This window comes from Aquamicrobium terrae (assembly GCF_040545735.1).
Lineage (GTDB): Bacteria > Pseudomonadota > Alphaproteobacteria > Rhizobiales > Rhizobiaceae > Mesorhizobium > Mesorhizobium terrae_A.
Genome location: NZ_JBEPML010000028.1, coordinates 1 through 23,952 on the forward strand (window position 1 = coordinate 1; position 23,952 = coordinate 23,952).

The window sequence follows — 23,952 nt, forward strand, 5'->3', positions numbered from 1 at the left end:
TCGGTCCAGGGCATCGTGATCTCCGTCGAATCTCAGGAATCCGACTGAATCATAACTCGCCGAAATCACTCGCTCCTTTTTGGAACGGACACTAAGTGAGTCCCAGCTTCTTCTTGAGATCGGCGTTTTCCTTGCGCAGATGGTCGGCCAGTTGTTTCTTCAGGCGCTCATTCTCTTTTTCGAGAGCCAGCAGGTCCTGCAGATCTCCGCCAGTCGATACCGGCGTCGGGAAAGCGTCCTTCTTCCAATGGTAATAGGTCTGCTCGGAGATACCAGCCTGTTTGACGGCGTTCCTGATGCTTTCGCCGCGGCCGACCGACCGATCGATCTGAGTCAGCTTCTGCGAGCGTTCCTTTTCGGAATAGGTCTTGCGCTTGCCCTTCACCGCGGCCGGAGCCTCGACCGCTTTCACAGCCTGTTTGGCGCTGCTCTTGCGGACCGGCTTCTCGGAAGCTGCCGTCTTCATCTTGTCAGCCTTGGCCTTCTTCTGGCGAGGGGCTTTCTGTTGCTCTTTAGGTGTTTCCACCTTGGCAGGCGCTTCGGCGACGGCCGGCACCGCTTGAACTTCCTGAGGGTCTTCCATTAGATGCTCCGTTTGCGTTTGAATTCTTTCACCAGCATCGTTGTGTACCCGATCGGTGTCAACATGCCGCAAACCTTGATGTTGCGGCGTTTCAGCTTGGGCTGTTCTTTCACTGAAAGCTGCCAGGTCGACATCGCTCCACAGGGAGCGTCGGGTTTCCTGATTGTTGCCGCGCTTGCGTTTGATTTCGACAACAAATGATTGGATCTTGCGCCGCATAATCCTTCTCTGTTCTCTTTGTCTCACATTAAGGGAAGATCGCCTGCTCATGACGTTGGATGGCAACCGAACTTCAGGGTTGCTTATCGCATCAATGCACAATTTGCCAGTCTGGCACAGCGGGCCTCGCGAGACTGAAGACCTGCCAGAGCGTCAGAAAGCGTTCTTGTCCGTTTGAGTTGACTAGAGAAGCGGTGGGCATACAAGCTGGAGGATCGAATGGATCGACGGTCATTCTGGACGGGATTGCTGGGTCTTCCGGGAATTGCAAGCAAGTCTGACTCCTGCAACTGGCCGATAGAGATGGAGGTCGACATGGCGACGACGAATGTTTCCCTACCTGACCCTATGGAAGAATGGGTCGAAGTCCAGGCCGAAGCAGGCCGCTACGCCAATGCGAGCGATTACGTGCGCGATCTGATCCGCAGGGACCAGGAACGTAACGACAAGATTGCAGCCATGCAGCGCTTTGTCGATGACGGCTTGAAGAGCGACACCGGCAATCGTTCCAGGAACGCGCTATTTGCAGAGGCAGTCAAACGCGCCGAGATGTCGCGCGGCAACGGATAATGGCTTTTCGCCTCTCACTGGCGGCGGAAGATGACATTATCGGCATTGCCGAGGAGGGAGTGTGCCTGTTCACGTTGGCTTGAGAAGTAGAAAAGACCCAACCTACTTTGGTGGCAACGGCTCTGGATACGAGGCGATGAGGGCGAGTGACGTAGGCAGAAACCATTCCCGACAGACATCCTCATACGTCCTCGGCAGCAATGCCAATTGTCGCCATAGCTCGTTAGAGGCGACACTTTTGAGCTGGATAAAGAGATGTTCCCCGAGCGTCTCGTATGTCGGAAATTTTCCCCCCGTGTCGGCTTCCTTGAAGACTTCCAGAGAGTAATCAAGTCCGTAGTCGGGCCGATATTCCCGAAGCACCCAATGTGAGGGCAGTTTCGACCGCAAAAGTTGCTGGCCTGCTTGGTCGATCAGGTGTTGTTCCGAGCGTTTTTTGCCTCACTCATTGATCTTTCGTCCGATAGCTTGACGATTACGACTTAAGGACAAAGAGCAGCGGCGAAAGCAGCGCGCAGGTTGAAGCGATATCGGTCCTAAAGTCGATCGTGGGTTGTGCGTGCTCTATGTGTCGGAGATTAGGGTGAGGTCTTTCAGATGCGCGTCGATGGCGTCCGCGACCGGCCTGGCGATCGGCAGCGCCTTCTTCGCTTCTGGCCATTCGTCGCGGAAGCGGAAGACGGTTTCCTTTGCGGTATCGACGACGAGCTTTTCAGACAGACGCGCCTTTGCAGCGAGATAGCGCAGTTCATCAAGCGAAAGCTCGCGCATCCGCTTCGTGCGGGCGTATTTGATGGCGGCGAACTCGTCGGGGATATACGGGATCGTCGATACGAAATCATAAGCGGGCGCAAGCGCCGCCGTGCGCCGGTCGGGATAGATCAGCGACCAGTTCTTGAGGTGCATGTCGGCGTTGCCGATCAGCGTGTTGAAGACGAGGCGGCGGATGAATTCGGCGGCGGCTTCGTCACCCGCCTCGACGCCGATCACGGCCGCGATATTGCGCGCGCTCGCCCGCTTGTATTTGTCATCGGGCCAGACGCCGAACACCTGCGCGAAATCCTCGATATGCACCGGGCCGCCTTCCGCGCGGTCGAAACGCCGGATGGCAAGCGCCCGGCCTTTGAGCCTGCCGATCCCTTCGGGCAGGCCGCCGATCGCGTCACTGTCGAGGAGCTGGAGCTCTGGCACGTCCATGCCTAGCCGGGCCGCAAGGCTCATCATCGAGAATTCGTTCTCGGGAACGCCGTCATAGAGCTGCGAGGGCAGCTTGACGATCCACGAGCCGCCGACGCCGTCCGCCGGGATCGTGAGACCGCCGCCTTTCCCCGCGTTCTTCACCGCCGAGAATTTCAGTTGCACACCCGCGAGCGAAAACCGCAGGGCGTTGGTCCGGCGCCTGCGGCGATCTTCCTCGTCGCCCTTATCCTTGAGGTCGGGCCACGCTTCGCCGTCCGCAGGAACGATGGTGAGCGCGCCGGGAAGATCGCGGCCGAGAACCCATAGGAGAAAGAACTCGCGCTTCTCGTTCACGCCAGCCTGCTCGGCGAGATAGGCGCGCAGCGGCCCCTCGGGCAGGAGGTTGGCGAAGAAGGGCGGCACCCTGACATTGACCGGCTTGAACTCTGTCAGGAGCTGCCCGAACTGATCCTTGAAGGACAGGCTCAGCGTCGGCCGCTCGGGATTGTCGATATACGCCTTGTCGAAGGCAAATAGCGTGCGGTCGCCCGGAATGAGAGTGAGCGTGCCGATCTTATCGCCATAGAGGCGCACATCGAGGATGGAAACGTCAGGCATCGTCCTCCTCCTCGTCGAGCTCATAGGCGGGGCGCGGCGCTTCCGGCAGCGCATGGGCGATCCTGTTGCGAAGCTCCCTTAATTGACGGGAGGCGCGCTCAGCGGCCGGGAGCGCGGCCGGGCCGGTGGGCAGTTTCAGGAGCTTGTCGGTAACGGCGCGCAGCGTATCGAGATCGGCTTTACCAAGCTGGAAATTCGCAAGCTCGCGCAGCGTCTGGTCAAGGCGCTTGAATTCGGTCGCCTCGGGATAGGCGCGGTTCAGCTTTGCGAGGGCGACCTGGGCGCGGTTGAGCACGGTCGCGCGCTGGCGGGCTTCCCCGGAAAGAGTCGTGGACGTGCCGCCGACCATAGCCTCGACGGCGGGCAGCAGCTTGCGCGGCACGAGCACCAGCTCGTAATTGAGCGCGCGCGCAAGCTCGACCAGGCTCGAAAGCCGGAGATCGGTCCCCCCGCTCTCGATTTTCGAGATATGGCTCTGCGGCACGCCGATGCGGGCGCTAAGGTCGCGCTGACTCAGGCCCGTCTGCTCGCGGGCGGTGCGGAGGGTCTGGAGAATGTCGTCGGTTGCGTAGGGCATGATATGCCTTTACATATCTAGAAATTAAATTGATATGTTTTACCATATCATAATTTCAGCGCAATAGCAACCCTGATAGATATGTTTCTGCATATCTAAGAACGTCCTTGATCTACCAATACATATCAGTGTCAGCGGCCACAAATGCAACCATCCGGTAGCCGGGACAAATGCCTGAGGGCCATGCGTCCCCGGCCGAATGTCCAGCATGTGGCCTGGATCGGGCAACGCCCGGCGCAGATCATCTCATCGGTGATATGCTGGATTTAGGTGGTTTAGGATGAGGAAGGCTGAAGAAGCATACTGGATCAAAGACGGCTTCAAGGCTGAGCTGTACGAACAAGGTTTGCCGCGCCGAAGCCCATACTCTCCTCAATCATTCCGCAATTTACACGCCTCAGGGTAGCAGGATTCGGGCGCGTCATGAACGACGAAGCTGAAGGACAAGCTCGATGCCGAAATCGAAGGGGAAGAAGCCCGCAATAATGCTGCCGGATATAAAGCCCGGTAACTGGCGCGGTGAAATTCTCGGTAGCCGCACTGTAAATTTCGGGCAGGTTGTTCAGCCCGGCCCGCCGCGGCAATCCGTCGAGTTCACGTACATGATAATGCCTGCGGCCATTACCATGCCGGAGGCGCGCTTCACGTGGCTGGGCGTCATCATGATTATGACGCCAACTCCAATGAAGACCGAATTCCCCGATGCAGGCTGCCTTTTCAAGGCCAAGCATCTTCCTCCGCTGCACCTATCGCTTGAAGTCACACGCGGGCAATTTTCGGACATGCTGCGGATGCTAGAAACGAAGCGCCTGAGGAATTTTCACTTCACTTTGGAGGATGAGCCGACGGTTCATGGCCGATCTACAGTTGGGGCATGTCAGCCACCCTTGCCGATGCGGCCGGGTAAACTATTCTCGGGCGATTTTAGAAAATAGGAATCGTCCATCCTACCCCTGTTTCCCGCGAGCTCTTCCCTATGCCTGTCGAACTCCATGAGCGCCTATCTGAATTTTCTTATGGATACGGAGTTACGAGGGAAGTCGAGCGGCGGCTGCGGCAACAAGGGCTGAGGGCGACACCGTTCCTGCCAAGTCTACTTCACGAAGCAAGCCTGGGCTTCGACGTGGCCTTCGATCGGCCGGGAACGCCGCTTCTGCTCCAGTTCAAGCTTGGCCAGGCCATGCGCCGGTTTGTGCCGGGGCCGCGTCCGACTCTCGGGCAACCGTTCTGGCGATACCATATCGACACGGCCGAACCGGACGGCCAGTTCGAGCTTCTTCTTAAGGCCGAACAGGACGGGGCCGACGTTTTCTATCTCGCCCCGAAATTTCACGATTGGGAAATTTATCTCGATGCCTTTGAAAACCGGCGTGTTGTCCGATCATCGCTGATCGTGAGCCCCGGCGAGATTCGGCGCACTTTGGACGCCCATAGCGTGCCGGATGGCGCGCACAAGATCGTCTATGACGCGCGCAGCGCCTACCTGTGTTCGGAGCCGCTGGAACTCGCGTCGATACGCCCCTCCGATCTCGCGGGAAAGCTGCGCGTTCATGTGGAGAGCCGGGAGACTCCCATTGGCGAGGTTTTGGAGGGGGTGTTTGCAGGCTTTGAAAATCGCTCTGCCATCCGGCCGCCTCGTGCTTCTGAGGACCGCGATGATCCCGACCGCGTTGTCTATGAGATTCCATCCGATCAGGGGCGTCAGCCCAAGCTGCGCCGCGAGCGTCTGGAGCGTATTCTCGGCACCGGCCGCAGCCGGGAGGAAGCGGTTGCGCTCGCGGTAGGGGCGGAGGCGTGGTCTTCCGGCGCGCAATTGATCTTCGTCACCGAGCCGCCCGCCAAATGACTCAGGGGGTGTGCGTGGCTAAGAATCGATAGACGTTACAATGACATACGCGTTCCCAGTTTCATCCTCTCCGGCGCGTCTTATCCGTCCGCGACTGGCTGGCCGGCCCAAACACGATCTCACCACATGGGCCGTGACCGACGACTGGCCTGATCCCGTTCCGGTCACGGAAGCCGAGATCGAGGTGTTCGAGCGTTGGTTCGGCGACCTGTTCGACGAACTTTTTGGCCCCGACACCGGACCCCCGATACCGGGGCCAAGATCGACCTTGAAAACGGTACTAAAAAATGATACTGAATACTCTATGAAAAAGCGTCACAGAGCCACGCTGGAACTGATCTTCGCCCGCCCTGTCAACGGTTCGATCCGCTGGGCCCACATAGAGGCATTATTTGTAGCCCTCGGGGCGGAAGTCAGCGAGCGGGAAGGTTCGCGCGTCGGCGTGTTCCTGTTCGGTGAAGTGCGCGTCTTTCATCGTCCGCATCCGTCACCGGATACGGACAAAGGTGCGGTTGCCAGCATCCGTAAATGGCTGGACGAACACGGAGTAAAGTCATGAACAATGTCGTGGAAATCAATGGTGAGAAGGCGGTCATCGCTTTCGACCCCGAGATTCAGATGCTACGCGGCGAGTTTGTCGGCCTGAATGGAGGGGCCGACTTCTATGCCGAGAGCGTCCACGATCTGATCGAGGAAGGTCGCAAGTCGCTGGCCGTTTATCTCGAAATGTGCCGGGAGAAGGGCATCGAGCCGCGCCGGAAGTTCTCTGGCAAGTTCAATGTCCGCCTCACGCCTGACGACCATGCCGCAGCAGTCATTGCCGCAGCAGCATCGGGCAAGAGCCTGAATGAATGGATCGTCGGGGCGATCCGGGAGGCCGCTGAATAGCGGCCCCGTTCGGTTCGACCGGATTGAAAGGAGATATCGCCATGACCGCTTCCACCGTGCCGCTGCGCGCGGCCCTTTACCTGCGCGTTTCGACGGCGCGGCAGGCCGAGTATGATGTTTCCATTCCCGATCAGAAGCGGCAGGGCGAAGCCTACTGCGAGACACGCGGCCTGAAACTGATGGAAACCTTCATGAACCCGGCGCATCGGCGACCAACGACCGCCGCCTAGAGTGCCAGCGCATGATCGAGGCTGGAACGTCGAAACCCGCGCCCTTCGACGTGGTCGTGGTTCATTCGTTCAGCCGGTTCTTTCGCGATCACTTCGAGCTTGAGTTCTATGTTCGCAAGCTGGCGAAGAACGGCGTAAAGCTGGTTTCCATCACACACAAGATGCAACTGGCGCCATAAAACGAATGTTCTGCTTGGGCTTCTGCTCGGTGGCGAAGGCGAGGATGCCAATAAGCTCTCCGCGCAACTCGGCATGGACCTCGCCGCGCTTCGGGCCGGGGGTCAGCACGATCTCACCAATGAGTGAACGCAGCGCCTCGGCTGCCTGCCTGCCGCCATCGGGATCGTTGAGGGCTTCCGTGAACCGCTCCACGTTCCGGCGATAGATGCTGGCGATGTTGGGATGCACATCGGGCACATCGGCGGGGGCCTGTGCCATGCGGGCGGCGATCTCGGCCTTGTCGCGTTCAAGCTCGTTCATCCGCGCCTTCATGGAAGGCTGATACAGCCCATCCTCGATTGCCGCCATGATCCCGGCAATGGCCTTGTCGATCTTCTGGAGCGCCTTCTGGTCCGCGTCCGCCTGCACCCGCCGGTCACGGTTCAGCCGATTGGTTTCCTTGGCATAGGCGCGCACGGCCTCCGCGACCGCCTCGGACGATACCAGCTTCTCTTTCAATCCCGCCAGCACGCGCGCGCCTCGATCTCGTCGCGGCGGATGGTGCGGGCATTGTCGCAGATGCCCTTGCGCAGATGGTTGCGGCAGGCATAGCGGTCGGTCATGACCATGCTGATCCTGCCACCGCAGCACCCGCAGGTGAGCAGGCCGGAAAGCAGGGTGACGGGCCTGTTTGTCAGATGCAACCGCTTGGCCCGACCTTCGCGTGTGTTGGCGAGGTTGGGGGCGAACATCGCGGAAATGCCGCGCCTGCGTTCGCGCACGGCCTGCCAGAGCGCATCGTCCACGATCCGCAGATGCGGAACCTCGCTCCTGATCCATTCGCTTTCGGGGTTCACGCGCGATATGCGCGTCCCTGTCTCGGGGTTCTTGATGAACCTCTGGCGGTTCCATGCCAGCACGCCCGCATAAAGCTCGTTGTTGAGGATGCCGGTGCCGGCGGCGGGATTGCCCCGGATCATTGCGTCGATCCGCGGGCGTTTCTCGGGACCGAGGACGCCCTCCCGGTTCAACTGGAATGCGATCTCCTTCGGGCTTCTGCCGGAAGCGTATTCGCGGAAAATGCGGCGAACGATCTCGGCTTCGTCCTCTACAATGGCCCGCTCGCCACGGATCGGTCCGCCAGCAGCGTCGAGCTGGTGGACGACACGATAGCCATAAGCTGCCTTGCCGCTGCCTGCCTTTCCTGCCTCCACGCGCCCGCGCTGGCCGCGATGGGTCTTGATGGCGAGGTCTTTGATGAACAGGGCGTTCATCGTGCCTTTCAGGCCGACATGAAGCTCGTTGATCTCGCCTTCGGAGAGAGTGACGATGGGGACGCCGGTGAAACGCAGGCGCTTGAACACGGCGGCCACGTCTTCCTGATCGCGGCTGATGCGGTCCAGCGCCTCGGAAGCGCCATGTCGAAGCGCCCCGCTTGCGCGTCGGCCATAAGCGCCTGAATGCCCGCCCGGATCATGGAAGAACCGGAGATGGCGCGGTCGGAATAGGTCTCCACCACCGTCCAGCCCTCGCGCTCCGCACGCTCGCGGCACTGGCGCAACTGGTCCTCAATGGAGGCGTCGCGCTGGTCCTCGGACGAATAGCGGGCGTAAAGGGCGATGCGAAGCATGGCGGTCTCCCTAGATTTGCAGCAATGCCTTGAGCTTGGCGCGAACATCAGCCAGCACGGCAGCAGTAACCTCGCCTTTGCGTCTGGCCTTGCGAGTGCGCCAATCAAGGTTCTCGATCTGATCGGCCAGAATGGCGCTTGGCGGGTTCTGGCTGATGACGACCTCGAAGGGATAGCCTTTGAGCTTCGTTGTCAGCGGGCAGCACAACATCATCCCCCGCATCCCGTTGTAGCGGGCAGGCGACAGCACCAGAGCGGGGCGATGGCCGGCCTGCTCGTGCCCGGCCTGTGGATCGAAGTTCACCCACACGATGTCGCCGCTGTCAGGCACCCATGCGGCCATCACCAGACTTCCTTGCCGACCGGAGCGCCGAAATCAACCTCGTCATGGAAGGTGTCGGGCGTCATCCCGGCCAACAGCTTGTCCAGATCATAGGAAAGGCTCTGGACGGGTTCGATGACAACCCGGCCGTCTTCCTCGCGCACCTCCACCGCCTGATCGACATGCAGGTTGGCGGCGGTCATCACCGAATGCGGAATCCGAACAGAGGCGCTATTGCCCCATTTCTTGATGTTCACTTGCATGGCCTTGCCTCCTGTATCTATAGTGTCGATACAGTAGTGCGCCGCGCGATGGGTGTCAACAGCGTTGATACATCATCCGGCCCTGATGGGAGCGAGCGCGAGGCATCATGTTCTTTCTTCCTCCGATGGCGCGCCATTGTCGTTGGCGGCGCGCATGGCCTTCTCGAAGTCCTCGCGCGCCATCCGCCTGCCGATCAGGCGGGCGATGGTCAGCACTACCGCGTCTAGCCGTTCGGCGGCATCGGCCTCGCTCCCGGCATCTCGTCCATCGGGCGGGCGGTTGTCGCCGCGACCACCTTCGCGCGCTCGCGCAGCGCGTCGAGGTCGCGGAGGGCGAGGTTCGTATCATGGGATCGAAGTCCCGGTTGCTACAGACGCTTGTGGCGGGAAGTGGCGTAAACTCAGTGCCCACTCAGGGACTGAAGTGGCGGCATGTGGCCGATCATCTTCCCGACCTCGATTGTCCTGTGCGTGTTCGTCTACAGCAAGATGAAGAGCATCGGATGGATCGCGTTTATAGTGGTTGTGACGCTCATCCTGCTCATTCCATCGACCGTTTATTTCTGGGCACGGATGGAAAACCGGAGAATTCTCAGCTCGTAGTTCGTTGCCCCCGGATCGAAAGGCGTGGTGGTTTTGTGGGCTGACTGACCGCTAATCGCCGCAGTCCCACAGCCGCTTCCATTCATCCGTGGAAGCCGAGGTTCTTGCTCAGCATGCGCGCGTGCTTGCAGACCTCGGTAATGATCCTGTCGCGGTCGATGTGAAACCGGCTGGAGACGGCCGCGACGTCCAGGGCGGCGATGATCTTGCCTGAGGCGTCGGTAACGGGTGCGGCGACGCCGGAGCCGCCTATGTCCATTTCCTGATCCGACACGGCATAGCCGTCCTGGCCCGCCTGCACGATCATCTGTTTCAGCATTCCCTTGTCGATCACGGTATGGGGGGTATGGGCTATGATGCGTTCGCCCGCGAGATAGCGGTCGACCTCCCGTGCCGGCCGGGCGGCCAGCATCATCCTTCCCATGGCGGTGCAATAGGAAGGTATGCTGCCGGAAAGGGGAGAGTCGTAGCGGACGGCCTGTTTGCCGACGCAGGTGGCGATGGTGCGCAGCCGAAGATCCCGGTTGAGCACGCCGAGCATGACCGTCTCGCCGCTACGGTCGCGGAGCATGCCGAGGACCGGGGTGGCGACTTCTATCAGGTGCGCATGCGGCCCCGTCACCCAGCCCGGACCGTTGCGGTGAGCCGGGTTGAGCTGGAACCTGTCGTTCTCGTCGCGCACCGCGTAACCGCGTGCCACCAGCGTTCCCATGAGCATATGCGCGCTGCTCTTCGGGTAGCCGAGCTCATCGGTGACGTTCTTGAGCGAAACGGGCCTGGTCGCCCTCCCCAGCAGTTCGAGCAGTTCCAGAATCCTGGCTGCGCTTTTGACCTGATTGTCCATATATGTGAACCAATTTCATATTGATGGACTTGTAGCATCGCTCATAATGCCGGGCAACGCTTTCGAGACAAATACAGGTCCATGCAAGCTCCAGTTCCAGAACACAGCCGCCATGCGCGCCAGGCGTCCAGCTCGCTGGACGGGATCGAGATCGAGCTGATCCGCAGCAGTCTCCAGTCGATCTGCGAGGAAATGGCCGAGGCGCTGGTGCGTTCGAGCCACTCGCCCAACATCAAGGAGCGGCGGGACTGTTCGTGCTGCCTTTACAGTCGTGACGGGGAAATGGCCGTTCAGGCCGAACATATTCCCATCCACCTCGGGGTCATGGCGAATGCGCTGTCTCACATATTGCAGGACTTCCCGGCGCAGGACGCGCGCCCCGGCGATGTGTTTCTGGTCAACGACCCTTATCACGGGGCCAACCATCTCCCGGATTTCATCGTCGCCGGGCCGCTTTTTGCTGGTGGCGAGCTTGTCGGATTCGCGGCCAGCATGGCCCATCACACGGATGTCGGCGGCATGGCGCCGCGCAGCATGCCGGCAAACGCGACCGAGATATTCCACGAAGGGCTACGCATTCCCCCCGTCAAGCTGGTGGACGGCGGCGTCCTGCAATCCGGCGTCGAGCGGATCATCCGTGCGAATTCCCGTCTTCCGGAAGAGAGGCAGGCGGACCTCGGCGCGCAGGTGGCGTCCGTCGTCGTCGCCCAGAACCGGCTCGACGAGCTTTCCCGGAAGCACAGCGTTGGCGATCTGGATTTTGCGATTTCCCGGATCATCGAGCTTTCGCAAACCGCCTTCAGAAAACGCGTCGAGGCGCTTCCCGACCGTTTGTGGGAAGGCGAGTCGCTGGCGGATTTCGGCGGCGAAGGCATTCCTATCCGTGTGACGGTCCGCAAGCGCGACGGCAGGCTGCTGGTGAATTTTACCGGCACCGGAGCCCAGACTCTCAGCCCGTTCAATTCCTGCCTGGCCAACACGCTTGCCTGTGTCTACATGGCGGTGCGCATCACCATTGCCGAAGGCATAGCCGCCAATGCGGGCATGTATCGCGACATCGATGTCGTCATACCCGAAGGCAGCATCGTGAATCCGCGCTTTCCCTGTGCTATTTCCGCCGCGACGCAGGTCTCCTACCACACCTTCGATGCGCTCATGTCCGCGCTGGCGGATATCGTCCCGGAGAAGGTCCTTGCCGGGACGGGCGGCGGGGGCGTGTTCTCTTTCGGCGGCGTTCATCCGGCAACCCACAGGCTGTTCGCCTATGGCGAAGCCCTGGGCGGCGGCTCCGGCGCCAGTTCGGTCGCCGATGGCGAGAGCGGCATGATCCCGCCGGTCGCCAACTTGCACGACACACCGGTCGAGGTGCTGGAAACGAGCCTTCCCGTTCGTATAGAGCGCTACGAGTTGGTCGAAGGCTCGGCTGGCGCGGGCCGGTATCGCGGCGGTTTCGGCCTGCGACGCGCCTTCCGCATGCTTTCCCCGGTGCGCTGCTCTTTCCAGATCAGCATGCCGGCCAATGGACCGAACGGCCTTTATGGCGGCCACCGCGGAAAGCCGACTACGGCAACGATCGACTATGCCGATGGGCAGTGTCAGACGGTTATGCGTTTCACGGAGGCTTCCGTTCCGGCCGAGGCGCTCGTCACCATCGAAACCGCCGGCGGCGGTGGCTATGGCGATCCGTCCTTGCGCCCCGACAGCGAAGGGGCGCTGGACGAAGTCCTCGGTTACGGCATGAGGGCGCAGAGCGAGCCTCTGGCCGCACTCATGGAAGAACGGAGTTGAGCATGCCGCATCTTCTGGCAGCCGCGGATGTCGGCGGGACGTTCATCGATATCGTGCTGGCCGATCCGGAAACCGGCCGCACGCGCATCGGCAAGGTCCTGCACAGGAAAGGCAGGCAGGGCGAGGACATTTTCGCCGCCCTGCGCCAGCTCGTGCAGGAGATGGACCGGCAGCTTTCCGACATCGCCTCGCTGGTGATCGGAACGACGGTCGTCACCAATGCCTTGCTTGAGGGACAGTTGGCGAAGACCGCCCTTTTTACGACCGAGGGTTTCCGCGATGTGATCGAGATTGCGCGCATGACCCGGCCGTCGTCCTACGATCTGCACAAGCGCAGGGCGCCGGTGGTTGCGCCGCGTAACCTGCGCTTCGATATTCCCGAGCGGCTGGACCATACCGGAGCGGTGCTGAAGCCCCTCGACCTGGAATATCTGGAACGCTGCATCGAGGAGGTGCGGAGCGCCGGGGTGGAGGCGATCGCCGTCAGCTTCCTCTATTCCTATGTCGATTCCGAGCATGAGGCCGCGGCACGCGAGCGGCTGACGGAACTCGGCGTTCCGGTCTCCATCTCGTCCGAGGTACTGCCGGTATTCCGCGAATATGAGCGCACGGCGGCGACGGCACTCAATGCGGCTTCCATTCCGGTGATGTCCCGCTTTCTCGACGGTCTCGGCAAGGTCAATGACGGCGGCATAGCCAGGACCTACATCATGGGATCGGCTGGCGGATGCCTCACATTTTCCGAGGCTGCCCGCTTCCCGATCAAATGCGCCATGTCCGGCCCCGCGGGCGGTGTGGTCGGCACGCGCGATCTCGCCCGCCAGCACGGGTTCGAATCCGTCCTGACCCTCGATGTCGGCGGCACCAGCTCGGATCTCGCTGTCCTGCATAACGCCGAGATCACCGTGACCGACGAGCGCGTGATCGGCGGCTATCCGGTGGCGATCGCCTCGGCCGAGATCGAGACGATCGGGGCCGGGGGCGGCTCCATCGCGCATATGGACGCGACCGGCCTGCTCAAGGTCGGCCCCCGCAGCTCGGGCTCCGATCCTGGTCCGGTGTCCTATGGCCGGGGCGGGACCCAGCCCACCGTCACGGACGCTCATGTCGCGCTCAACCGCCTGGGCGAGCGCAGCATGCTGGGCGGCGAGTTCCGGCTGGACCGTCCCGCCGCGATCGCCGCAATCGAGAAGGAACTCGCCGCGCCGCTGGCGACGAGCTGGCAACGCGCCGCGCATGGCATCCTGCGAGTCACCACGGCCAACATCGTCAAGGCAGTGCGAGCCATTTCCACCGAAAGAGGCGACGATCCGCGCAATATGCTGCTCGTGGCCTTCGGCGGCGCCGGCCCGCTGCACGCGATCGAGGTGGCACGGTCGCTGGAGATGTCCAGGGTCCTGATCCCCTATTATTGCGGCGTGTTTTCCGCCCATGGCATCGCCGCGGTCGACATTGCCTATGATGCGCAGCGCACATGGTTGAAGCCGCTGGCGCAGGTGGACGCGGACGATCTGGCCGACATCACCGGCGAGCTTGCCGGCCAGTTGATGTCTCGTGTCGCCGGGGACGGGTTCGAAGGTGACGAGCTGGATACGCGCTGGCTGGTCGATCTGCGTTATGTGGGGCAGTCGCACGCCCTGACGGTGTCCCTGTCCAGCCCCGATCTCCAGGGGCTCGAGGCTAGCCGCAAGCTGTTCGTCGCCGAGCATCTGAAGCGCTATGGCCATGCTTCCGACAGCGCGCCCGTGGAACTGGTCAATCTGCGCCTCAAGATCAGCAGGCCGAGAGCTTCCTTCGGAGGCCAGGAACAGGCCTCGGCGGAAGCCGAAATCGCGCCGGTCGGGTTCCGAGCCATCTGGCTGGACGAGAACGAGGAGGTCGAGTGCCCGGTCTACCGGCGTCAGGACCTGCCGGTGGGATGGCAGGGCACGGGGCCGCTGGTCATCGAGCAGTTCGATTCCGCGACCGTGATCGGTCGCGGCGACAGGATCGAGGTGTTGCCCGCTTCAAGGGCCATGATTGTCTCGATCGACTTCGATAGCAGGAAAACAATGACAACCAATGGGAGGAAGGAAAATGAGCTTTCGACTTCGTAATCTCGCGGGACTCGCAGGCGCATGCCTGCTAGCGGCCTTCTCGTTCGCGCCCGCTCAGGCGCAGGAGAAGTTCACATCGCTGACCGTCGGCGCGGACCCGCATTTCCGCCCGATCTCGTTCGTCGATGAAAGCGGCCTGATCGTCGGCTTCGACGTTGACTTCGCCAATGCGCTTGGAAAGCATCTGGACATTCCCGTCAAATATGAGGGCATGGCCTGGGATGGCATTATTCCGGCGTTGCAGGCGAAGAAGATTGACGCCATCACCAATATGGTGATCACCGAGGAACGGCAGCAGATCGTCAATTTCTCCGATCCCATCATGCAGCAAACCATCGTGGCGGTGGTGAAAACCGGAGCCGAAAAACAGGCGGTCACGCTCGACGATCTCAAGAGCCTGCGCACCGGCGTGATGGTCAGCACTGCCGCGGCCACGCTTCTGGAGAAGGCCGAAGGAGTCGAGCCGGTTACCTACAACACCGTGGTGGACGCCTACAACGACCTGATGCTCGGCAGGCTGGATGTGGTGGTGGTCGAGAGCGTCAATGGCTCCTTCATTGCCGCTCACCAGTTCAAGGACAAGCTCCATATCGTCGAAAAGCCCTTGAGCGACGACGTGAAGCTGAACGGCATAGCGTTGCGGAAGGATGAGACTGAGGGCCTGCGCCAGATCAACGAGGCGATTGCCGCCATGAAGGCGGACGGTTCCCTGGAGGCCATTGCCGTCAAATGGTTCGGAAACGCCTCCAGCATACCGCAATGAGCGCGTATGACCGGCGCGGCAGGTAAGAAAGGTCTTCCCGTTGCACGACACCAGTGAAAACCGTCCGGTGCTGCGCATCCGTGGGCTTGGCAAGTCCTATGGCAACGTCGAGGTGCTGAAGGACATCGATCTCGATGTGGAGCGCGGGCAGACCGTCGCCATCATCGGTCCCAGCGGCTCGGGAAAGACCACGCTGCTGCGCTGCGTCAACTTCCTCGTCCCGTACGACCGGGGCGAGGTCATCGTCGACGGCGACCTCGTCGGCTACCGCAAGACGGCAGCGGGATTGAAGCTGCAAAGCGATGCGGAAATCAGCCTCAAGCGCCAGAAGACCGGAATGGTCTTCCAGCGCTTTGCCTTGTTTCCGCATAAATCCGTGCTGGAAAACCTGATCGAGGGGCCGGTGCAGGTGCTGCGCCAGCCGCGCCAGGTCGCGACCGAGCGCGCCATGGCGGTTCTGGGTTCCGTGGGTATGAGCGCCAAGGCGGATGCCTATCCGGCGGAGCTTTCCGGAGGCCAGCAGCAGCGGGTCGGCATAGCACGGGCGCTCTGCATGGAACCTTTGCTGCTGCTGTTCGACGAGGCGACTTCCGCGCTGGACCCCGAACTGGTCGGCGAGGTGCTGGCAGTGATGCGGCGGCTGTCGGATGAAAAGAGAACGATGCTGGTGGTCACGCACGAGTTGAGGTTCGCGCGTGAGGCGGCCGACCGCATCGTGTTCATGGAGGCAGGCAGAATCGTCGCCGACCTTCCGACATCCGTTTTCTTCGAGGAGCCGCCCACCCCGAGGATTGCGGCATTCATTGCAGCGAGCCTGGGAAAATGATCGATTTCGCCATCGCATATCTGCCCTTGTACCTGAAGGGCGCACTGGTGGGCCTTGGGCTGACGGCGGCCGCCATGACCGGAGCGCTGGTCATCGGCGTCGCCGTGGCGATGGGCCGGCTGTCGCAGAACCCGGTCCTCAGATATTTGACCATCAGCTACGTCGCGGTCTTCAGGGCCGTGCCGCCGCTGGTCCTGCTCTACATCGTCTATTTCGGTCTGCCTGCATGGGCGGTGGCGATGGAGAGCGACGTGCTGATCGCGATCTTTTCGCCGCTGGACAATCGACTGCTGGCGGCCACGCTCGCCTTCTCCGTCAATGCCGGCGCCTATGTGGCAGAGATCGTGCGTGCCTCGATCCTGTCGATACCCGCCGACCAGATGGAAGCGGCCCGTTCGATCGGCATGACCTATCCGAAGGCCATGCTCCGCATCATCCTGCCGCAGGCTTTCCGCACGGCGTTTCCAACGCTTTGCAACGAATTCATCATCATCCTGAAAGGCACCTCGCTGGCCTCGGTGATCGGCGTCACGGAACTGATGCGCAACGCCCAGATGGTGGCATCCGCGACCTTCCGCAACCTCGAGGCCTATGTGCTTGCCGCACTTCTCTATGTGGTGCTCGTGATCCTGCTCCAACTCGCCTCCACCCGCATTGAGCGCTGGATGGGCGGGCGCGGGAGTGCCGCACGAGCATCAGGTTGAGCTGTGCTGCCGACCGGGTCTCGTAGCTGGTCCTGGCGGTATTGAATCCGGTTGGCTGCACCTCACCGGTTTCGCCGGCATTCTTGGTGGTTGACATTCGAAACCTGCGAGTGGGACAGACTGGGTCTGTGCAGCCTTTCGAAAGCCGGACCCGTGAGGAAACGATTCAGGAAAAAGCGCAGGGGAAACGAATCTGTAATCTATTGAGCTTGGCGGTGTTTTCCTTGAGGGCTTCAAGGATCTGTCCGCACTGATGGCTGCAAGCAGCGATCGTGCTTTATCGAGTTTCACAAGGCCGAACGTTGCATTGACTCGAAGCAGGCTCTTTGGCCCATCCAGTAACCTTCGCATTGCTGCCTAGCCCGACAAGCGGAGATCACGGCCCAGCGAAGGACAGCAGATCGCGGTGGTTGCGATTGAGCGAAGCGTTGCCGGGTTTATTAAGCCGCGAAGAGATTTTTCCTTTCCTCCTCCCTTTCCCGAAACCTTGATCTCATTGAGCACAATGCTATCATTGTGCTCAATGAGATCAAGGAGAACCAGATGGCCGGGAATCTGCACGTTCGTAATCTGGACGACGACTTAATTGCCAAGCTCAAAACTCGGGCCGCGCGACATGGGCGTTCGGCTGAAGCTGAACATCGCGAGATTCTCAGGCAGGCATTGGAAACGGAAATCGAGCCTTCTTTCGATGAACTGGCGGCACAGTTGCGGCGGTTGAGCGCCCGGCGGAAGCAGACGCCCTCAGAAGTCCTTCAGCGCGAAGGACGTGACGAGCGGTGACTGAAACAATCATAATTGATGCCAGCATCGCGATAAAATGGGTTGTCGAGGAAGAAGGAACCCCTTTCGCCCTTGGCTTACGGCGGGACTATCGCTTCGCAGCACCCGAGCTGCTCACAGTGGAATGCGCAAACATCCTCTGGAGGAAAGTTCAGCGGAGTGAGCTCAACCACGAAGAGGCAAAGCTTGCTGCCAAGCTATTAGAACAAAGTGACATTGAACTATTCGGCATGCGTGGATTACTCGCAACCGCAACCGTTCTGGCAGTAGATATAGATCATCCGGCCTATGACTGCATTTACGTCAGTCTGGCGGCAGCCCGGAACTGGCGGTTCGTCACCGCCGACGAGCGACTAATCAGGGTGCTTAATCAAAAGGCGTCCCCGGAAGTCGCCAACCTCTGCGTGACCCTCGAGCAGTTGGCATCCGGTTCACACTGAATTTCCGATCACGAGATCTCGCCTGCTCACAGGTGTTCAAGGGTTGTTCGCCATTAAGAGTCCGTACCGAAACTGCTCATGAGTTTCGGGCGATGCGCCTGACGAGGATCATGACGGCTGCGGCGTAGAGGAATGCGGTGGCGGATCCGATGGTGGCCTCGGCGTCCTTCCAGAAGCGTCGGTTGCGACTGATCCAGGCGAAGAAGCGCTCGACATGCGCTGATCGCGACCCGGCTGCAGGCGAATTTCATTGAGGCTGACGAAGGGGGCACGATGCGGTCAGATGACTGCGTCAACTTTTAAGACGGAGGAATAGCATGCCCCATTACGCTGCACTTGACGTTTCGAACAGCGAAACAGCCATCCACATCATTGACGAAAACGGGCGCCACGGTCTGGCGCGGCAAGCGGGCAAGCGATCCCGAAGTGCTGACCACTACGCTTCGCCGCCATGCCCCCGATCCGGTTCGCGCTGGATTGGAAACTGGACCTGACGCCTTGGCTCTGTCGTACTTGCAAAGCTCTCGGCCTTCCCATCGTATGCTTGGACGCGCGCCATGCTCGTGCTGCTACAGCCTTGCAGCGAAACAAAACAGATGCCCGAGATGCCGAGACCTTGGCGCAGCTGTTGCGCACCGGCTGGTATCGCGAGGCACGTGTCAAGAGTTTCGCCGCTCACGCCGTTCGCCATCTCGTCGGGGCTCGTGCGCAGCTGATGGGTGTATCTATCGATCTCTCCAATCGGATCCGAAGCACGCTAAAAACATTCGGCCCGATGGCCGGTAAGGGAATGGTTCGTACATTCGAGAATCGTGTGCCGTCGTGCAGCCGCCGACGAAGACCAGGCGCGCGCGTAGCTCATCGCCGAGCGTCTCGGCGACGTCCTTCAACATTGCCTTCAACTGACCCTGAACTGTCATCCCAGCCTCTGTGCGAGCAGGTCAGCGGCGTGCATGCTTTCGCGCTGATTGCCGATGCGAATTGCGTCGACGAGGGCGAGATAGGCGTAGAGCCGGCTATCTGTCTCGCAGGCCTCCGGTACGCTTTTAAACAGCGGATCGACCGATTGACCCATTTCTTTTGCGGGCGCGTAGGGCCAAATGTAGATGAGACTGCCGGCGCTGTGCAGGGATTCACGCAGCACGGGGGCGGCGCATGCCGTCGGTAACCCGCTCTGCATGGCGCCAGGTTTCGCCGGAAAGACGAATTTCAGACCGTGTATGATGAACTCCCGCAGATGGTGCCGACTCGGTTTGGGCCGCCCCGTCTTCCTGTCCTTGATCGCGAGGCCCGACGCGATACTGCGCTTAAGCGAAGCACTGATCTCCGTTTTGCTGATTCTGAGTGCTGCCCCGAGAGCGCGCACGGAATAGGGATCCACGCCCGCAGCCAACCCGGTCGATGGAAAGTCATGACCGCTATCCTTTATGTCGTCGTCCAAGCTTGCCAGCTTGAGCAGGACGACAATATCCTGGCCTTTCATCATAAGTGCTTAGTGTCCTCGGACAGAGGACACTAAGCACTTCGCAGCCCTTTCTGTCAACGAGCACGGCTGCAAGACGGGTTGGTCCGGGCGGCGCAAGTAGCGCAACCGCGTTCAGCTTCGTCCTCAGTCCCGGGACGGTGGACGGAGGCGCTTGGGGCGCACACCAACATAGCGGTTCATGCTTCGGTCCGACACTGCGCCGATTACCACGAGCCCGTGGCGACCGTCGTCTCAAGTGACAGCCGGGTTACATGGCCTCTCTCGTCGTGCATCGCAAACGTTGACACCTGTTTCGCGCGCCGTTCTCCGTACCAGGCCATCGCAATCTTGATCAGATCTCGGTTAAACCGTTTGGCGAGGAAATCGTCCAAACGGTCGCCGTCGGCCGCCAGGTCTTCTGCGGCATGCGCCGGTCGATGCCTTCAAGCAGATAGCCGAACTGCGCTGGTGTGATCGTGACCACGCCGTCGGCCCGCGACGGTCAGATGAAGCGGCCGCGCTCGAGCTTCTTCGAGAACAGGCAGGCGCCCCCTGACCGTGGTGCCACAGAACCTTGATCAGATTGCCGCTACGGCCGCGGCAGACAAACAGGGTGACCATTGTGTGGATCACGCTTCAGCGTTCCTGCACGACCAGCGCCAGGCCCAGAAAGCCCTTCCTCATGTCGGTGTGGCCGGTCGCCAGCCACACCCGCACGCTGCTCGGAACCGGGATCATCGGGACCCGAGCACTTCCAGCACGCGCCGCAGTGCCTCCGACGATACTCCCCTGGCCTCCGCCACGATCAGCCGGAAGCACTTGGCTGTGATTGTTTGAATGAACGAACAAGCGTGTCGGCCCCCCTTGCGAGCAGGCCCAAGTCTGTCCCCACGGCGACGAACCGGAAACCCCATTCGATATATCTGCGCGCCTCTGCCTCGGAGGAGGTCAGGATGCCACCGGGTTTGCCGAGCGCAGCCAGGCGCTCGGCGGCGGACCGTATCGCTGCCTGGACCTCGGGATGTCCTGGCTTGCCTATATAGCCTAGCGAGGCCGAAAGGTCCGACGGGCCGATGAAAATGCCATCGACACCATCAACTTGCGCAATGGCTTCCAATTGCTCGAGAGCGGCTGCAGTCTCGATCTGAACGAGCACGCAAATCTCGGAACCGGCCTTTTCCAGATAGCCGTTTATGCGGCCGTACCGACTGGCGCGGCCCGACGCCGTGATGCCCCGAATGCCAGTAGGCGGATACCTGCAGGCGGCTACGGCCCTGGCTGCTTCCTCCGCATTCTGGACAAATGGGACGAGTATTCCTGTGGCACCTATATCGAGCAGGCGCTTGATCAGCACCGGATCGTTCCAGGCTGGACGGACGATCGGCGCTGCGGTGCCGGCTTGCATGGCTTGCAATTGCCCAAGCACCGCCGGTGGCTCGTTCGGCGAATGCTCAGTATCGACCAGTATCCAGTCAAAGCCGCTATATGCGACGACTTCCGCAGCGATGTTGCTGCAAAGGGAACTCCAAAGTCCGAGCTGGAGTTCGCCGCGGCTCAACGCCGCTTTGAACGAATTGTCGGGAAGGTCCATCCGGATGTCTCCTCATTCAAATGAACTGGGCCGCAATCGAGCCATGCGGCCCAAGCCGAAAGCATGATCCAGCATCCGGGCAAGGCCGCTGAACATCTGCCAGCCGAGCGACCCAAAGAACGGGAATACCTCGAAATCGTCCGACGCACCGTGATGAGCGAACAGGAAGGCACGGCGTCGTTTTCGCGTGATCGTTCCCCCCTCTCGCTTGAATTGTCATTTTGCCAGGCCGTAACTTTCTTGCAGTTGCTCAGTCTTTGGGATCGAAACCCATCCGCAGCGATATCTCCGCCGCAGCGGCCAGAACCTCGTCGGCGATGGTGGTTTCGAGCAGCTTGTCGATCTCACTATTGCGTTGACCGACGACGTTTATCGCCGCGACGATCTTGCCGCTCCGATCACGTATTGGCGCCGCCACTGAACATCCGCCCGGCGAATAGGTACCGTGGCTGACGACGTAACCGAGTTGCCTGTCGGTTCTCAGCTGTGCCTTGAGTTCGGCCAAACTCGCTGGTGTGGCGGGAGTTGTGCGTTCCAGTTTTGCTGAGGAATACAGCTTGTCCAGCGCGGCGTCATCCAGTTCGCAAAGCAGGACGCGTCCCATTGGCGTCGCGTGGGCGGGCCTGCGCTCTCCGATCTTGACGTTGCTCGTAAGCCCTTCCAGGCTGCCCACACGCAAGAGGTGAACGATGTCCCGGCCGTCGCGGATCGCCAAATGAGCCGAAAGTCCGGTCAGCCCACGCAAGCGTTCAAGAGGTTGAAAGGCCACTTGCGTGATCTCAAGTGACGAGAGATAGACAAAGCCGGCGCTCAGGATGCCGCTGCCGAGCCGGAAGCTGGTCCGGTCGGGTTTCCGCTCCAGGAATCCCAGAGCTTCCAGCGTATAAGCGAGACGGAAGGTGGACGAGCGTGCGACACCGATCTCGCGAGCCATGTCCGCTATGGTGATTTCGGTTCTCTCCTGGGTGAAAAGGCGCAGGATATCGAGGCCGCGCTTCAACGCAGGCACGATGTAACGATCGGATTCCAGATCATCGTCGGGTTCGTCTTTCACCATTCATCGCCTTTCTTCTGCAAACCGTGATACCCAGCGTCTACTAAGTATATCCGGCTGACAGTGCCTACCACTTTTTGCATGCCTGGCTCTCCGGTCCGTGATCGGTGCGGCGGCGCTTGCCAGCCGCGATTGCCGTCTTCAACATTGGCCAGATCAGATCAGACCAGCGTAGCTGCCTCCGTCAACGTGAATGTTCTGACCGGTAATGAAGCCCGCCTGCCTGCTACACAGATATGCGCAGGCATCGCCAAATTCTTCCGGAGTTCCCATACGTTTTGCCGGAACCGATGCCCCGATCCTTTGTCTGGCCTCTGCCAGCGAGCCACCGCGTTCTTCCACCATCCTTTGGGCCATGTAGTGTTGCCTGTCCGTGTCGATCCGTTCCGGCAGAAGATTGTTGAGCGTGACATTGTCGGCGATGGCTTCCACGGAAACGGCCTTGCTGAACGCGGTCAACGCGGCTCTCGGGGCCGATGAGATCGCCATTCGCGCCGTTGGTGTCTTGACCCTTGCCGACGTGATGTTGACTATGCGGCCGAATTTGCGATCCCGCATGCCGGGCAGGCACTGTCTGATCAGGAAGATCGGCGCCAGCATGTTGGCCTCGACGGCCGCCAGCCAATCGTCGCGGCTCCAGCCTGTGTAGCTGCCCGGCTCAGGCCCTTTGTTGTTGTTGACCAGAATGTCGAGGTCGGAGCATGCGGCCATCAGAGCGGTTCTTTCTGTTTCGACATTGAGATCGGCGACGATGGTGCGAACCGTTCGCCCGGTCTTCAAAAGGATGTCTTCCCGGGCCTTGCGAAGCCGCTCTTCGCTGCGCCCGTTGATCGTTACGTCGCAGCCCTCTCTCGCGAGCGCGACTGCGCATGCCTTACCCAAGCCTGCGGACGATGCGCAAACGAGTGCTCTGCGGCCGTCGATTCCAAGATCCATAGCCTTGCCTTCGCTATTCGACGCCCATGGCCGCACGGATGTCGGAGACCGCTTCGGATCGCGTCCCTATCCAGATGTCATCGGAATCCCTGCAAATTTCGACAATGCGTTCATACATGGAAAGGCCCGGCTGGCGGCCAAATACATGGGCATGAATTGCCGGGTCCATGCGCACCAGACCCGCCTCCGGCTGCCTGGCACTTTCCAGCCAGTCCTGGAATATCTCCACCATCACGCGCGGCGAATTTCCGTGCCGCATGTAGAGCGGCAGATCATTTACCTCCGTGTTGTTCGGGAAGGCGATGATCGAGCCTTCCCTAAACTTTACCAGATAGGGAAGGTCGTCATTCAGCGTGTCGCCGTGCCACGCGAAGCCGGCTTCGGCCAGCAACCGGGGGGTTCTCAAGCTTGGCGTGCTGCGCGGACTGATCCAGCCTTGCGGGCGCCGCCCTGTGGACTTCTCGATGATGCCGGCGGTTCGTTCGATAACCTCCCGCTCTTCCTCTTCCGTCAGGTAGGCCGGTATCTGGTCCATTGTATATGAATGTGCCACGATATCGTGACCGGCTTCGGAAATCTGGCGAACGATCTCCGGATATCGCTCGGCCATGATGCCGCTGACATTGATTGTCGCCTTGACGCTTTGGCGGTCGAACATGTCCAGGATCTTGAAGATGCCCCGGCGGTGGCCGTATTCAGCCCAGCCGACTGCGTTGAGATCGGGCACGCCCGGCTTGAGGGGATTGCCCATCGGGCCGATGCCGGGCCAATGATCATCGGACCACCATTCGAACGACACGCGGAAAAATACCGCGATACGCTTCTGGTCCCGCCACCTGAAACCGGGCGGCAATAGCGCTTCTGTTCCTCCGGCGTGGATATCGAGAGCGTGCATTGTTCCTCCATCCAAAACCTACCAGTTTTCAGCAGCCGTTTTTTGCTTGAGAATTTTATATATGAACTATTGACTTACCT

At 60.6% G+C, this 23,952-nt stretch carries 29 protein-coding genes and 3 pseudogenes; 14 read left to right on the forward strand and 18 right to left on the reverse strand.

Features of this window, described 5'->3' with window-relative positions:
• Positions 1-91: 91 nt before the first annotated feature.
• Complete coding sequence (locus ABID37_RS24535; RefSeq protein ID WP_354199604.1) at positions 92-802, reverse strand: transposase; 711 nt, start codon at positions 800-802, stop codon at positions 92-94.
• Positions 803-1,117: 315 nt separating this feature from the next.
• On the opposite strand from ABID37_RS24535, the gene ABID37_RS24540 reads away from it, so the two are divergent.
• Entirely contained in the window at positions 1,118-1,372 is a 255-nt protein-coding gene (locus tag ABID37_RS24540; protein ID WP_354199605.1) for a type II toxin-antitoxin system ParD family antitoxin, read from the forward strand.
• A 564-nt stretch (positions 1,373-1,936) separates the two neighbouring features.
• Here the strand turns inward: ABID37_RS24540 and ABID37_RS24550 are convergent.
• Complete coding sequence (locus ABID37_RS24550; protein ID WP_354199606.1) at positions 1,937-3,169, reverse strand: type II toxin-antitoxin system HipA family toxin; 1,233 nt, start codon at positions 3,167-3,169, stop codon at positions 1,937-1,939.
• Positions 3,162-3,746 carry a helix-turn-helix domain-containing protein gene (locus ABID37_RS24555; protein ID WP_354199607.1) on the reverse strand — a complete coding sequence of 195 codons (585 nt, stop codon included), beginning with the start codon at positions 3,744-3,746 and terminating at the stop codon, positions 3,162-3,164. Before ABID37_RS24555 ends, ABID37_RS24550 begins: the two co-directional genes overlap by 8 nt.
• 452 nt (positions 3,747-4,198) lie before the next feature.
• Here ABID37_RS24555 and ABID37_RS24560 point away from each other — a divergent pair, with 452 nt between their 5' ends.
• The 5 genes and pseudogenes from ABID37_RS24560 to ABID37_RS24580 form a co-directional block, all read left to right on the forward strand.
• Positions 4,199-4,681, forward strand: a complete 483-nt coding sequence (locus ABID37_RS24560) for a hypothetical protein (RefSeq protein ID WP_354199608.1) — start codon at positions 4,199-4,201, stop codon at positions 4,679-4,681.
• 41 nt (positions 4,682-4,722) lie between these two features.
• Complete coding sequence (locus ABID37_RS24565) at positions 4,723-5,592, forward strand: hypothetical protein (protein WP_354199609.1); 870 nt, start codon at positions 4,723-4,725, stop codon at positions 5,590-5,592.
• A 133-nt stretch (positions 5,593-5,725) separates the two neighbouring features.
• Entirely contained in the window at positions 5,726-6,151 is a 426-nt protein-coding gene (locus ABID37_RS24570; RefSeq protein ID WP_354199610.1) for a type II toxin-antitoxin system HicA family toxin, read from the forward strand.
• The gene (locus tag ABID37_RS24575) at positions 6,148-6,480 is read left to right on the forward strand and encodes a type II toxin-antitoxin system HicB family antitoxin (RefSeq protein WP_354199611.1); all 333 of its coding nucleotides are present in this window, start codon (positions 6,148-6,150) and stop codon (positions 6,478-6,480) included. Before ABID37_RS24570 ends, ABID37_RS24575 begins: the two co-directional genes overlap by 4 nt.
• Positions 6,481-6,521: 41 nt before the next feature.
• Positions 6,522-6,874: pseudogene (locus tag ABID37_RS24580) on the forward strand (recombinase family protein); the annotation flags it as partial.
• Here the strand turns inward: ABID37_RS24580 and ABID37_RS24585 are convergent.
• The 6 genes from ABID37_RS24585 to ABID37_RS24610 form a co-directional block, all read right to left on the reverse strand.
• A complete protein-coding gene (locus ABID37_RS24585) occupies positions 6,861-7,346 on the reverse strand; it encodes a DNA resolvase (RefSeq protein ID WP_354199612.1) in 486 nt (161 codons plus the stop codon). The pseudogene ABID37_RS24580 and the gene ABID37_RS24585 overlap by 14 nt on opposite strands.
• Positions 7,347-7,384: 38 nt before the next feature.
• On the reverse strand, positions 7,385-8,233 hold the full coding sequence (locus ABID37_RS24590; protein ID WP_354199613.1) for a recombinase family protein: 849 nt from the start codon (positions 8,231-8,233) through the stop codon (positions 7,385-7,387).
• Positions 8,152-8,499, reverse strand: coding sequence for a recombinase family protein (locus ABID37_RS24595; protein ID WP_354199614.1), 348 nt, complete (start codon positions 8,497-8,499; stop codon positions 8,152-8,154). The genes ABID37_RS24590 and ABID37_RS24595 overlap by 82 nt, the downstream gene beginning before the upstream one ends.
• Before the next feature lie 10 nt (positions 8,500-8,509).
• Positions 8,510-8,842: an endoribonuclease MazF gene (gene mazF / locus ABID37_RS24600; RefSeq protein WP_354199615.1), complete on the reverse strand. Its 333-nt coding sequence runs from the start codon at positions 8,840-8,842 to the stop codon at positions 8,510-8,512.
• Positions 8,842-9,084: an AbrB/MazE/SpoVT family DNA-binding domain-containing protein gene (locus tag ABID37_RS24605; RefSeq protein ID WP_289896593.1), complete on the reverse strand. Its 243-nt coding sequence runs from the start codon at positions 9,082-9,084 to the stop codon at positions 8,842-8,844. The genes mazF and ABID37_RS24605 overlap by 1 nt, the downstream gene beginning before the upstream one ends.
• Positions 9,085-9,769: 685 nt before the next feature.
• Positions 9,770-10,531 (reverse strand): IclR family transcriptional regulator, encoded by a 762-nt coding sequence (locus tag ABID37_RS24610; protein WP_354199616.1) that lies wholly within the window; start codon positions 10,529-10,531, stop codon positions 9,770-9,772.
• 81 nt (positions 10,532-10,612) lie between these two features.
• On the opposite strand from ABID37_RS24610, the gene ABID37_RS24615 reads away from it, so the two are divergent.
• The 7 genes from ABID37_RS24615 to ABID37_RS24645 all read left to right on the forward strand — a co-directional run bounded on the left by ABID37_RS24615 (position 10,613) and on the right by ABID37_RS24645 (position 17,931).
• Positions 10,613-12,319, forward strand: coding sequence for a hydantoinase B/oxoprolinase family protein (locus ABID37_RS24615; RefSeq protein ID WP_354199617.1), 1,707 nt, complete (start codon positions 10,613-10,615; stop codon positions 12,317-12,319).
• A 2-nt stretch (positions 12,320-12,321) separates the two neighbouring features.
• A complete protein-coding gene (locus ABID37_RS24620; RefSeq protein ID WP_354199618.1) occupies positions 12,322-14,415 on the forward strand; it encodes a hydantoinase/oxoprolinase family protein in 2,094 nt (697 codons plus the stop codon).
• Positions 14,396-15,178: a substrate-binding periplasmic protein gene (locus ABID37_RS24625; protein ID WP_354199619.1), complete on the forward strand. Its 783-nt coding sequence runs from the start codon at positions 14,396-14,398 to the stop codon at positions 15,176-15,178. Before ABID37_RS24620 ends, ABID37_RS24625 begins: the two co-directional genes overlap by 20 nt.
• 40 nt (positions 15,179-15,218) lie before the next feature.
• On the forward strand, positions 15,219-16,004 hold the full coding sequence (locus ABID37_RS24630) for an amino acid ABC transporter ATP-binding protein (protein WP_354199620.1): 786 nt from the start codon (positions 15,219-15,221) through the stop codon (positions 16,002-16,004).
• Positions 16,001-16,708 carry an amino acid ABC transporter permease gene (locus ABID37_RS24635; protein WP_354199621.1) on the forward strand — a complete coding sequence of 236 codons (708 nt, stop codon included), beginning with the start codon at positions 16,001-16,003 and terminating at the stop codon, positions 16,706-16,708. Before ABID37_RS24630 ends, ABID37_RS24635 begins: the two co-directional genes overlap by 4 nt.
• 543 nt (positions 16,709-17,251) lie before the next feature.
• Positions 17,252-17,491, forward strand: a complete 240-nt coding sequence (locus tag ABID37_RS24640) for a FitA-like ribbon-helix-helix domain-containing protein (protein ID WP_354199622.1) — start codon at positions 17,252-17,254, stop codon at positions 17,489-17,491.
• On the forward strand, positions 17,488-17,931 hold the full coding sequence (locus ABID37_RS24645) for a type II toxin-antitoxin system VapC family toxin (protein WP_354199623.1): 444 nt from the start codon (positions 17,488-17,490) through the stop codon (positions 17,929-17,931). Before ABID37_RS24640 ends, ABID37_RS24645 begins: the two co-directional genes overlap by 4 nt.
• 76 nt (positions 17,932-18,007) lie before the next feature.
• On the opposite strand, the pseudogene ABID37_RS24650 reads toward ABID37_RS24645, so the two are convergent.
• Positions 18,008-18,145, reverse strand: a pseudogene (locus ABID37_RS24650) (IS5/IS1182 family transposase); the annotation flags it as partial.
• A 103-nt stretch (positions 18,146-18,248) separates the two neighbouring features.
• Here ABID37_RS24650 and ABID37_RS24655 point away from each other — a divergent pair.
• A pseudogene (locus ABID37_RS24655) lies at positions 18,249-18,748 on the forward strand (IS110 family transposase); the annotation flags it as partial.
• Positions 18,749-18,847: 99 nt separating this feature from the next.
• Here the strand turns inward: ABID37_RS24655 and ABID37_RS24660 are convergent.
• From ABID37_RS24660 to ABID37_RS24690, 8 genes are all read right to left on the reverse strand, one after another.
• Positions 18,848-19,417 (reverse strand): hypothetical protein, encoded by a 570-nt coding sequence (locus tag ABID37_RS24660; RefSeq protein ID WP_354199624.1) that lies wholly within the window; start codon positions 19,415-19,417, stop codon positions 18,848-18,850.
• A gap of 203 nt (positions 19,418-19,620) precedes the next feature.
• Entirely contained in the window at positions 19,621-19,788 is a 168-nt protein-coding gene (locus ABID37_RS26275; RefSeq protein ID WP_435521634.1) for a DUF2026 family protein, read from the reverse strand.
• A complete protein-coding gene (locus ABID37_RS24665) occupies positions 19,749-19,880 on the reverse strand; it encodes a hypothetical protein (RefSeq protein ID WP_354199625.1) in 132 nt (43 codons plus the stop codon). The genes ABID37_RS26275 and ABID37_RS24665 overlap by 40 nt, the downstream gene beginning before the upstream one ends.
• 152 nt (positions 19,881-20,032) lie before the next feature.
• Positions 20,033-20,134: an IS66 family insertion sequence element accessory protein TnpB gene (gene tnpB, locus ABID37_RS24670; protein WP_354199626.1), complete on the reverse strand. Its 102-nt coding sequence runs from the start codon at positions 20,132-20,134 to the stop codon at positions 20,033-20,035.
• A 67-nt stretch (positions 20,135-20,201) separates the two neighbouring features.
• Positions 20,202-20,987 (reverse strand): HpcH/HpaI aldolase family protein, encoded by a 786-nt coding sequence (locus tag ABID37_RS24675; RefSeq protein WP_354199627.1) that lies wholly within the window; start codon positions 20,985-20,987, stop codon positions 20,202-20,204.
• 250 nt (positions 20,988-21,237) lie between these two features.
• A complete protein-coding gene (locus ABID37_RS24680) occupies positions 21,238-22,044 on the reverse strand; it encodes an IclR family transcriptional regulator (RefSeq protein WP_354199628.1) in 807 nt (268 codons plus the stop codon).
• Between the two features lie 153 nt (positions 22,045-22,197).
• Positions 22,198-22,977, reverse strand: coding sequence for an SDR family oxidoreductase (locus tag ABID37_RS24685; RefSeq protein ID WP_354199629.1), 780 nt, complete (start codon positions 22,975-22,977; stop codon positions 22,198-22,200).
• Between the two features lie 13 nt (positions 22,978-22,990).
• Positions 22,991-23,872, reverse strand: a complete 882-nt coding sequence (locus ABID37_RS24690) for a polysaccharide deacetylase family protein (protein ID WP_354199630.1) — start codon at positions 23,870-23,872, stop codon at positions 22,991-22,993.
• Positions 23,873-23,952: the final 80 nt, after the last annotated feature.

What these genes read in the sequence shown, in the direction of transcription:
- ABID37_RS24535 (WP_354199604.1), bottom strand. Translation starts at nt 802, where the DNA reads ATGCGGCGCAAGATCCAATCATTTGTTGTCGAAATCAAACGCAAGCGC.
- ABID37_RS24540 (WP_354199605.1), top strand. Translation starts at nt 1,118, where the DNA reads ATGGCGACGACGAATGTTTCCCTACCTGACCCTATGGAAGAATGGGTC.
- ABID37_RS24550 (WP_354199606.1), bottom strand. Translation starts at nt 3,169, where the DNA reads ATGCCTGACGTTTCCATCCTCGATGTGCGCCTCTATGGCGATAAGATC.
- ABID37_RS24555 (WP_354199607.1), bottom strand. Translation starts at nt 3,746, where the DNA reads ATGCCCTACGCAACCGACGACATTCTCCAGACCCTCCGCACCGCCCGC.
- ABID37_RS24560 (WP_354199608.1), top strand. Translation starts at nt 4,199, where the DNA reads ATGCCGAAATCGAAGGGGAAGAAGCCCGCAATAATGCTGCCGGATATA.
- ABID37_RS24565 (WP_354199609.1), top strand. Translation starts at nt 4,723, where the DNA reads ATGCCTGTCGAACTCCATGAGCGCCTATCTGAATTTTCTTATGGATAC.
- ABID37_RS24575 (WP_354199611.1), top strand. Translation starts at nt 6,148, where the DNA reads ATGAACAATGTCGTGGAAATCAATGGTGAGAAGGCGGTCATCGCTTTC.
- ABID37_RS24595 (WP_354199614.1), bottom strand. Translation starts at nt 8,499, where the DNA reads ATGCTTCGCATCGCCCTTTACGCCCGCTATTCGTCCGAGGACCAGCGC.
- mazF (WP_354199615.1), bottom strand. Translation starts at nt 8,842, where the DNA reads ATGGCCGCATGGGTGCCTGACAGCGGCGACATCGTGTGGGTGAACTTC.
- ABID37_RS24605 (WP_289896593.1), bottom strand. Translation starts at nt 9,084, where the DNA reads ATGCAAGTGAACATCAAGAAATGGGGCAATAGCGCCTCTGTTCGGATT.
- ABID37_RS24610 (WP_354199616.1), bottom strand. Translation starts at nt 10,531, where the DNA reads ATGGACAATCAGGTCAAAAGCGCAGCCAGGATTCTGGAACTGCTCGAA.
- ABID37_RS24615 (WP_354199617.1), top strand. Translation starts at nt 10,613, where the DNA reads ATGCAAGCTCCAGTTCCAGAACACAGCCGCCATGCGCGCCAGGCGTCC.
- ABID37_RS24620 (WP_354199618.1), top strand. Translation starts at nt 12,322, where the DNA reads ATGCCGCATCTTCTGGCAGCCGCGGATGTCGGCGGGACGTTCATCGAT.
- ABID37_RS24625 (WP_354199619.1), top strand. Translation starts at nt 14,396, where the DNA reads ATGAGCTTTCGACTTCGTAATCTCGCGGGACTCGCAGGCGCATGCCTG.
- ABID37_RS24635 (WP_354199621.1), top strand. Translation starts at nt 16,001, where the DNA reads ATGATCGATTTCGCCATCGCATATCTGCCCTTGTACCTGAAGGGCGCA.
- ABID37_RS24640 (WP_354199622.1), top strand. Translation starts at nt 17,252, where the DNA reads ATGGCCGGGAATCTGCACGTTCGTAATCTGGACGACGACTTAATTGCC.
- ABID37_RS24660 (WP_354199624.1), bottom strand. Translation starts at nt 19,417, where the DNA reads ATGATGAAAGGCCAGGATATTGTCGTCCTGCTCAAGCTGGCAAGCTTG.
- tnpB (WP_354199626.1), bottom strand. Translation starts at nt 20,134, where the DNA reads ATGATCCCGGTTCCGAGCAGCGTGCGGGTGTGGCTGGCGACCGGCCAC.
- ABID37_RS24675 (WP_354199627.1), bottom strand. Translation starts at nt 20,987, where the DNA reads ATGGACCTTCCCGACAATTCGTTCAAAGCGGCGTTGAGCCGCGGCGAA.
- ABID37_RS24680 (WP_354199628.1), bottom strand. Translation starts at nt 22,044, where the DNA reads ATGGTGAAAGACGAACCCGACGATGATCTGGAATCCGATCGTTACATC.
- ABID37_RS24685 (WP_354199629.1), bottom strand. Translation starts at nt 22,977, where the DNA reads ATGGATCTTGGAATCGACGGCCGCAGAGCACTCGTTTGCGCATCGTCC.
- ABID37_RS24690 (WP_354199630.1), bottom strand. Translation starts at nt 23,872, where the DNA reads ATGCACGCTCTCGATATCCACGCCGGAGGAACAGAAGCGCTATTGCCG.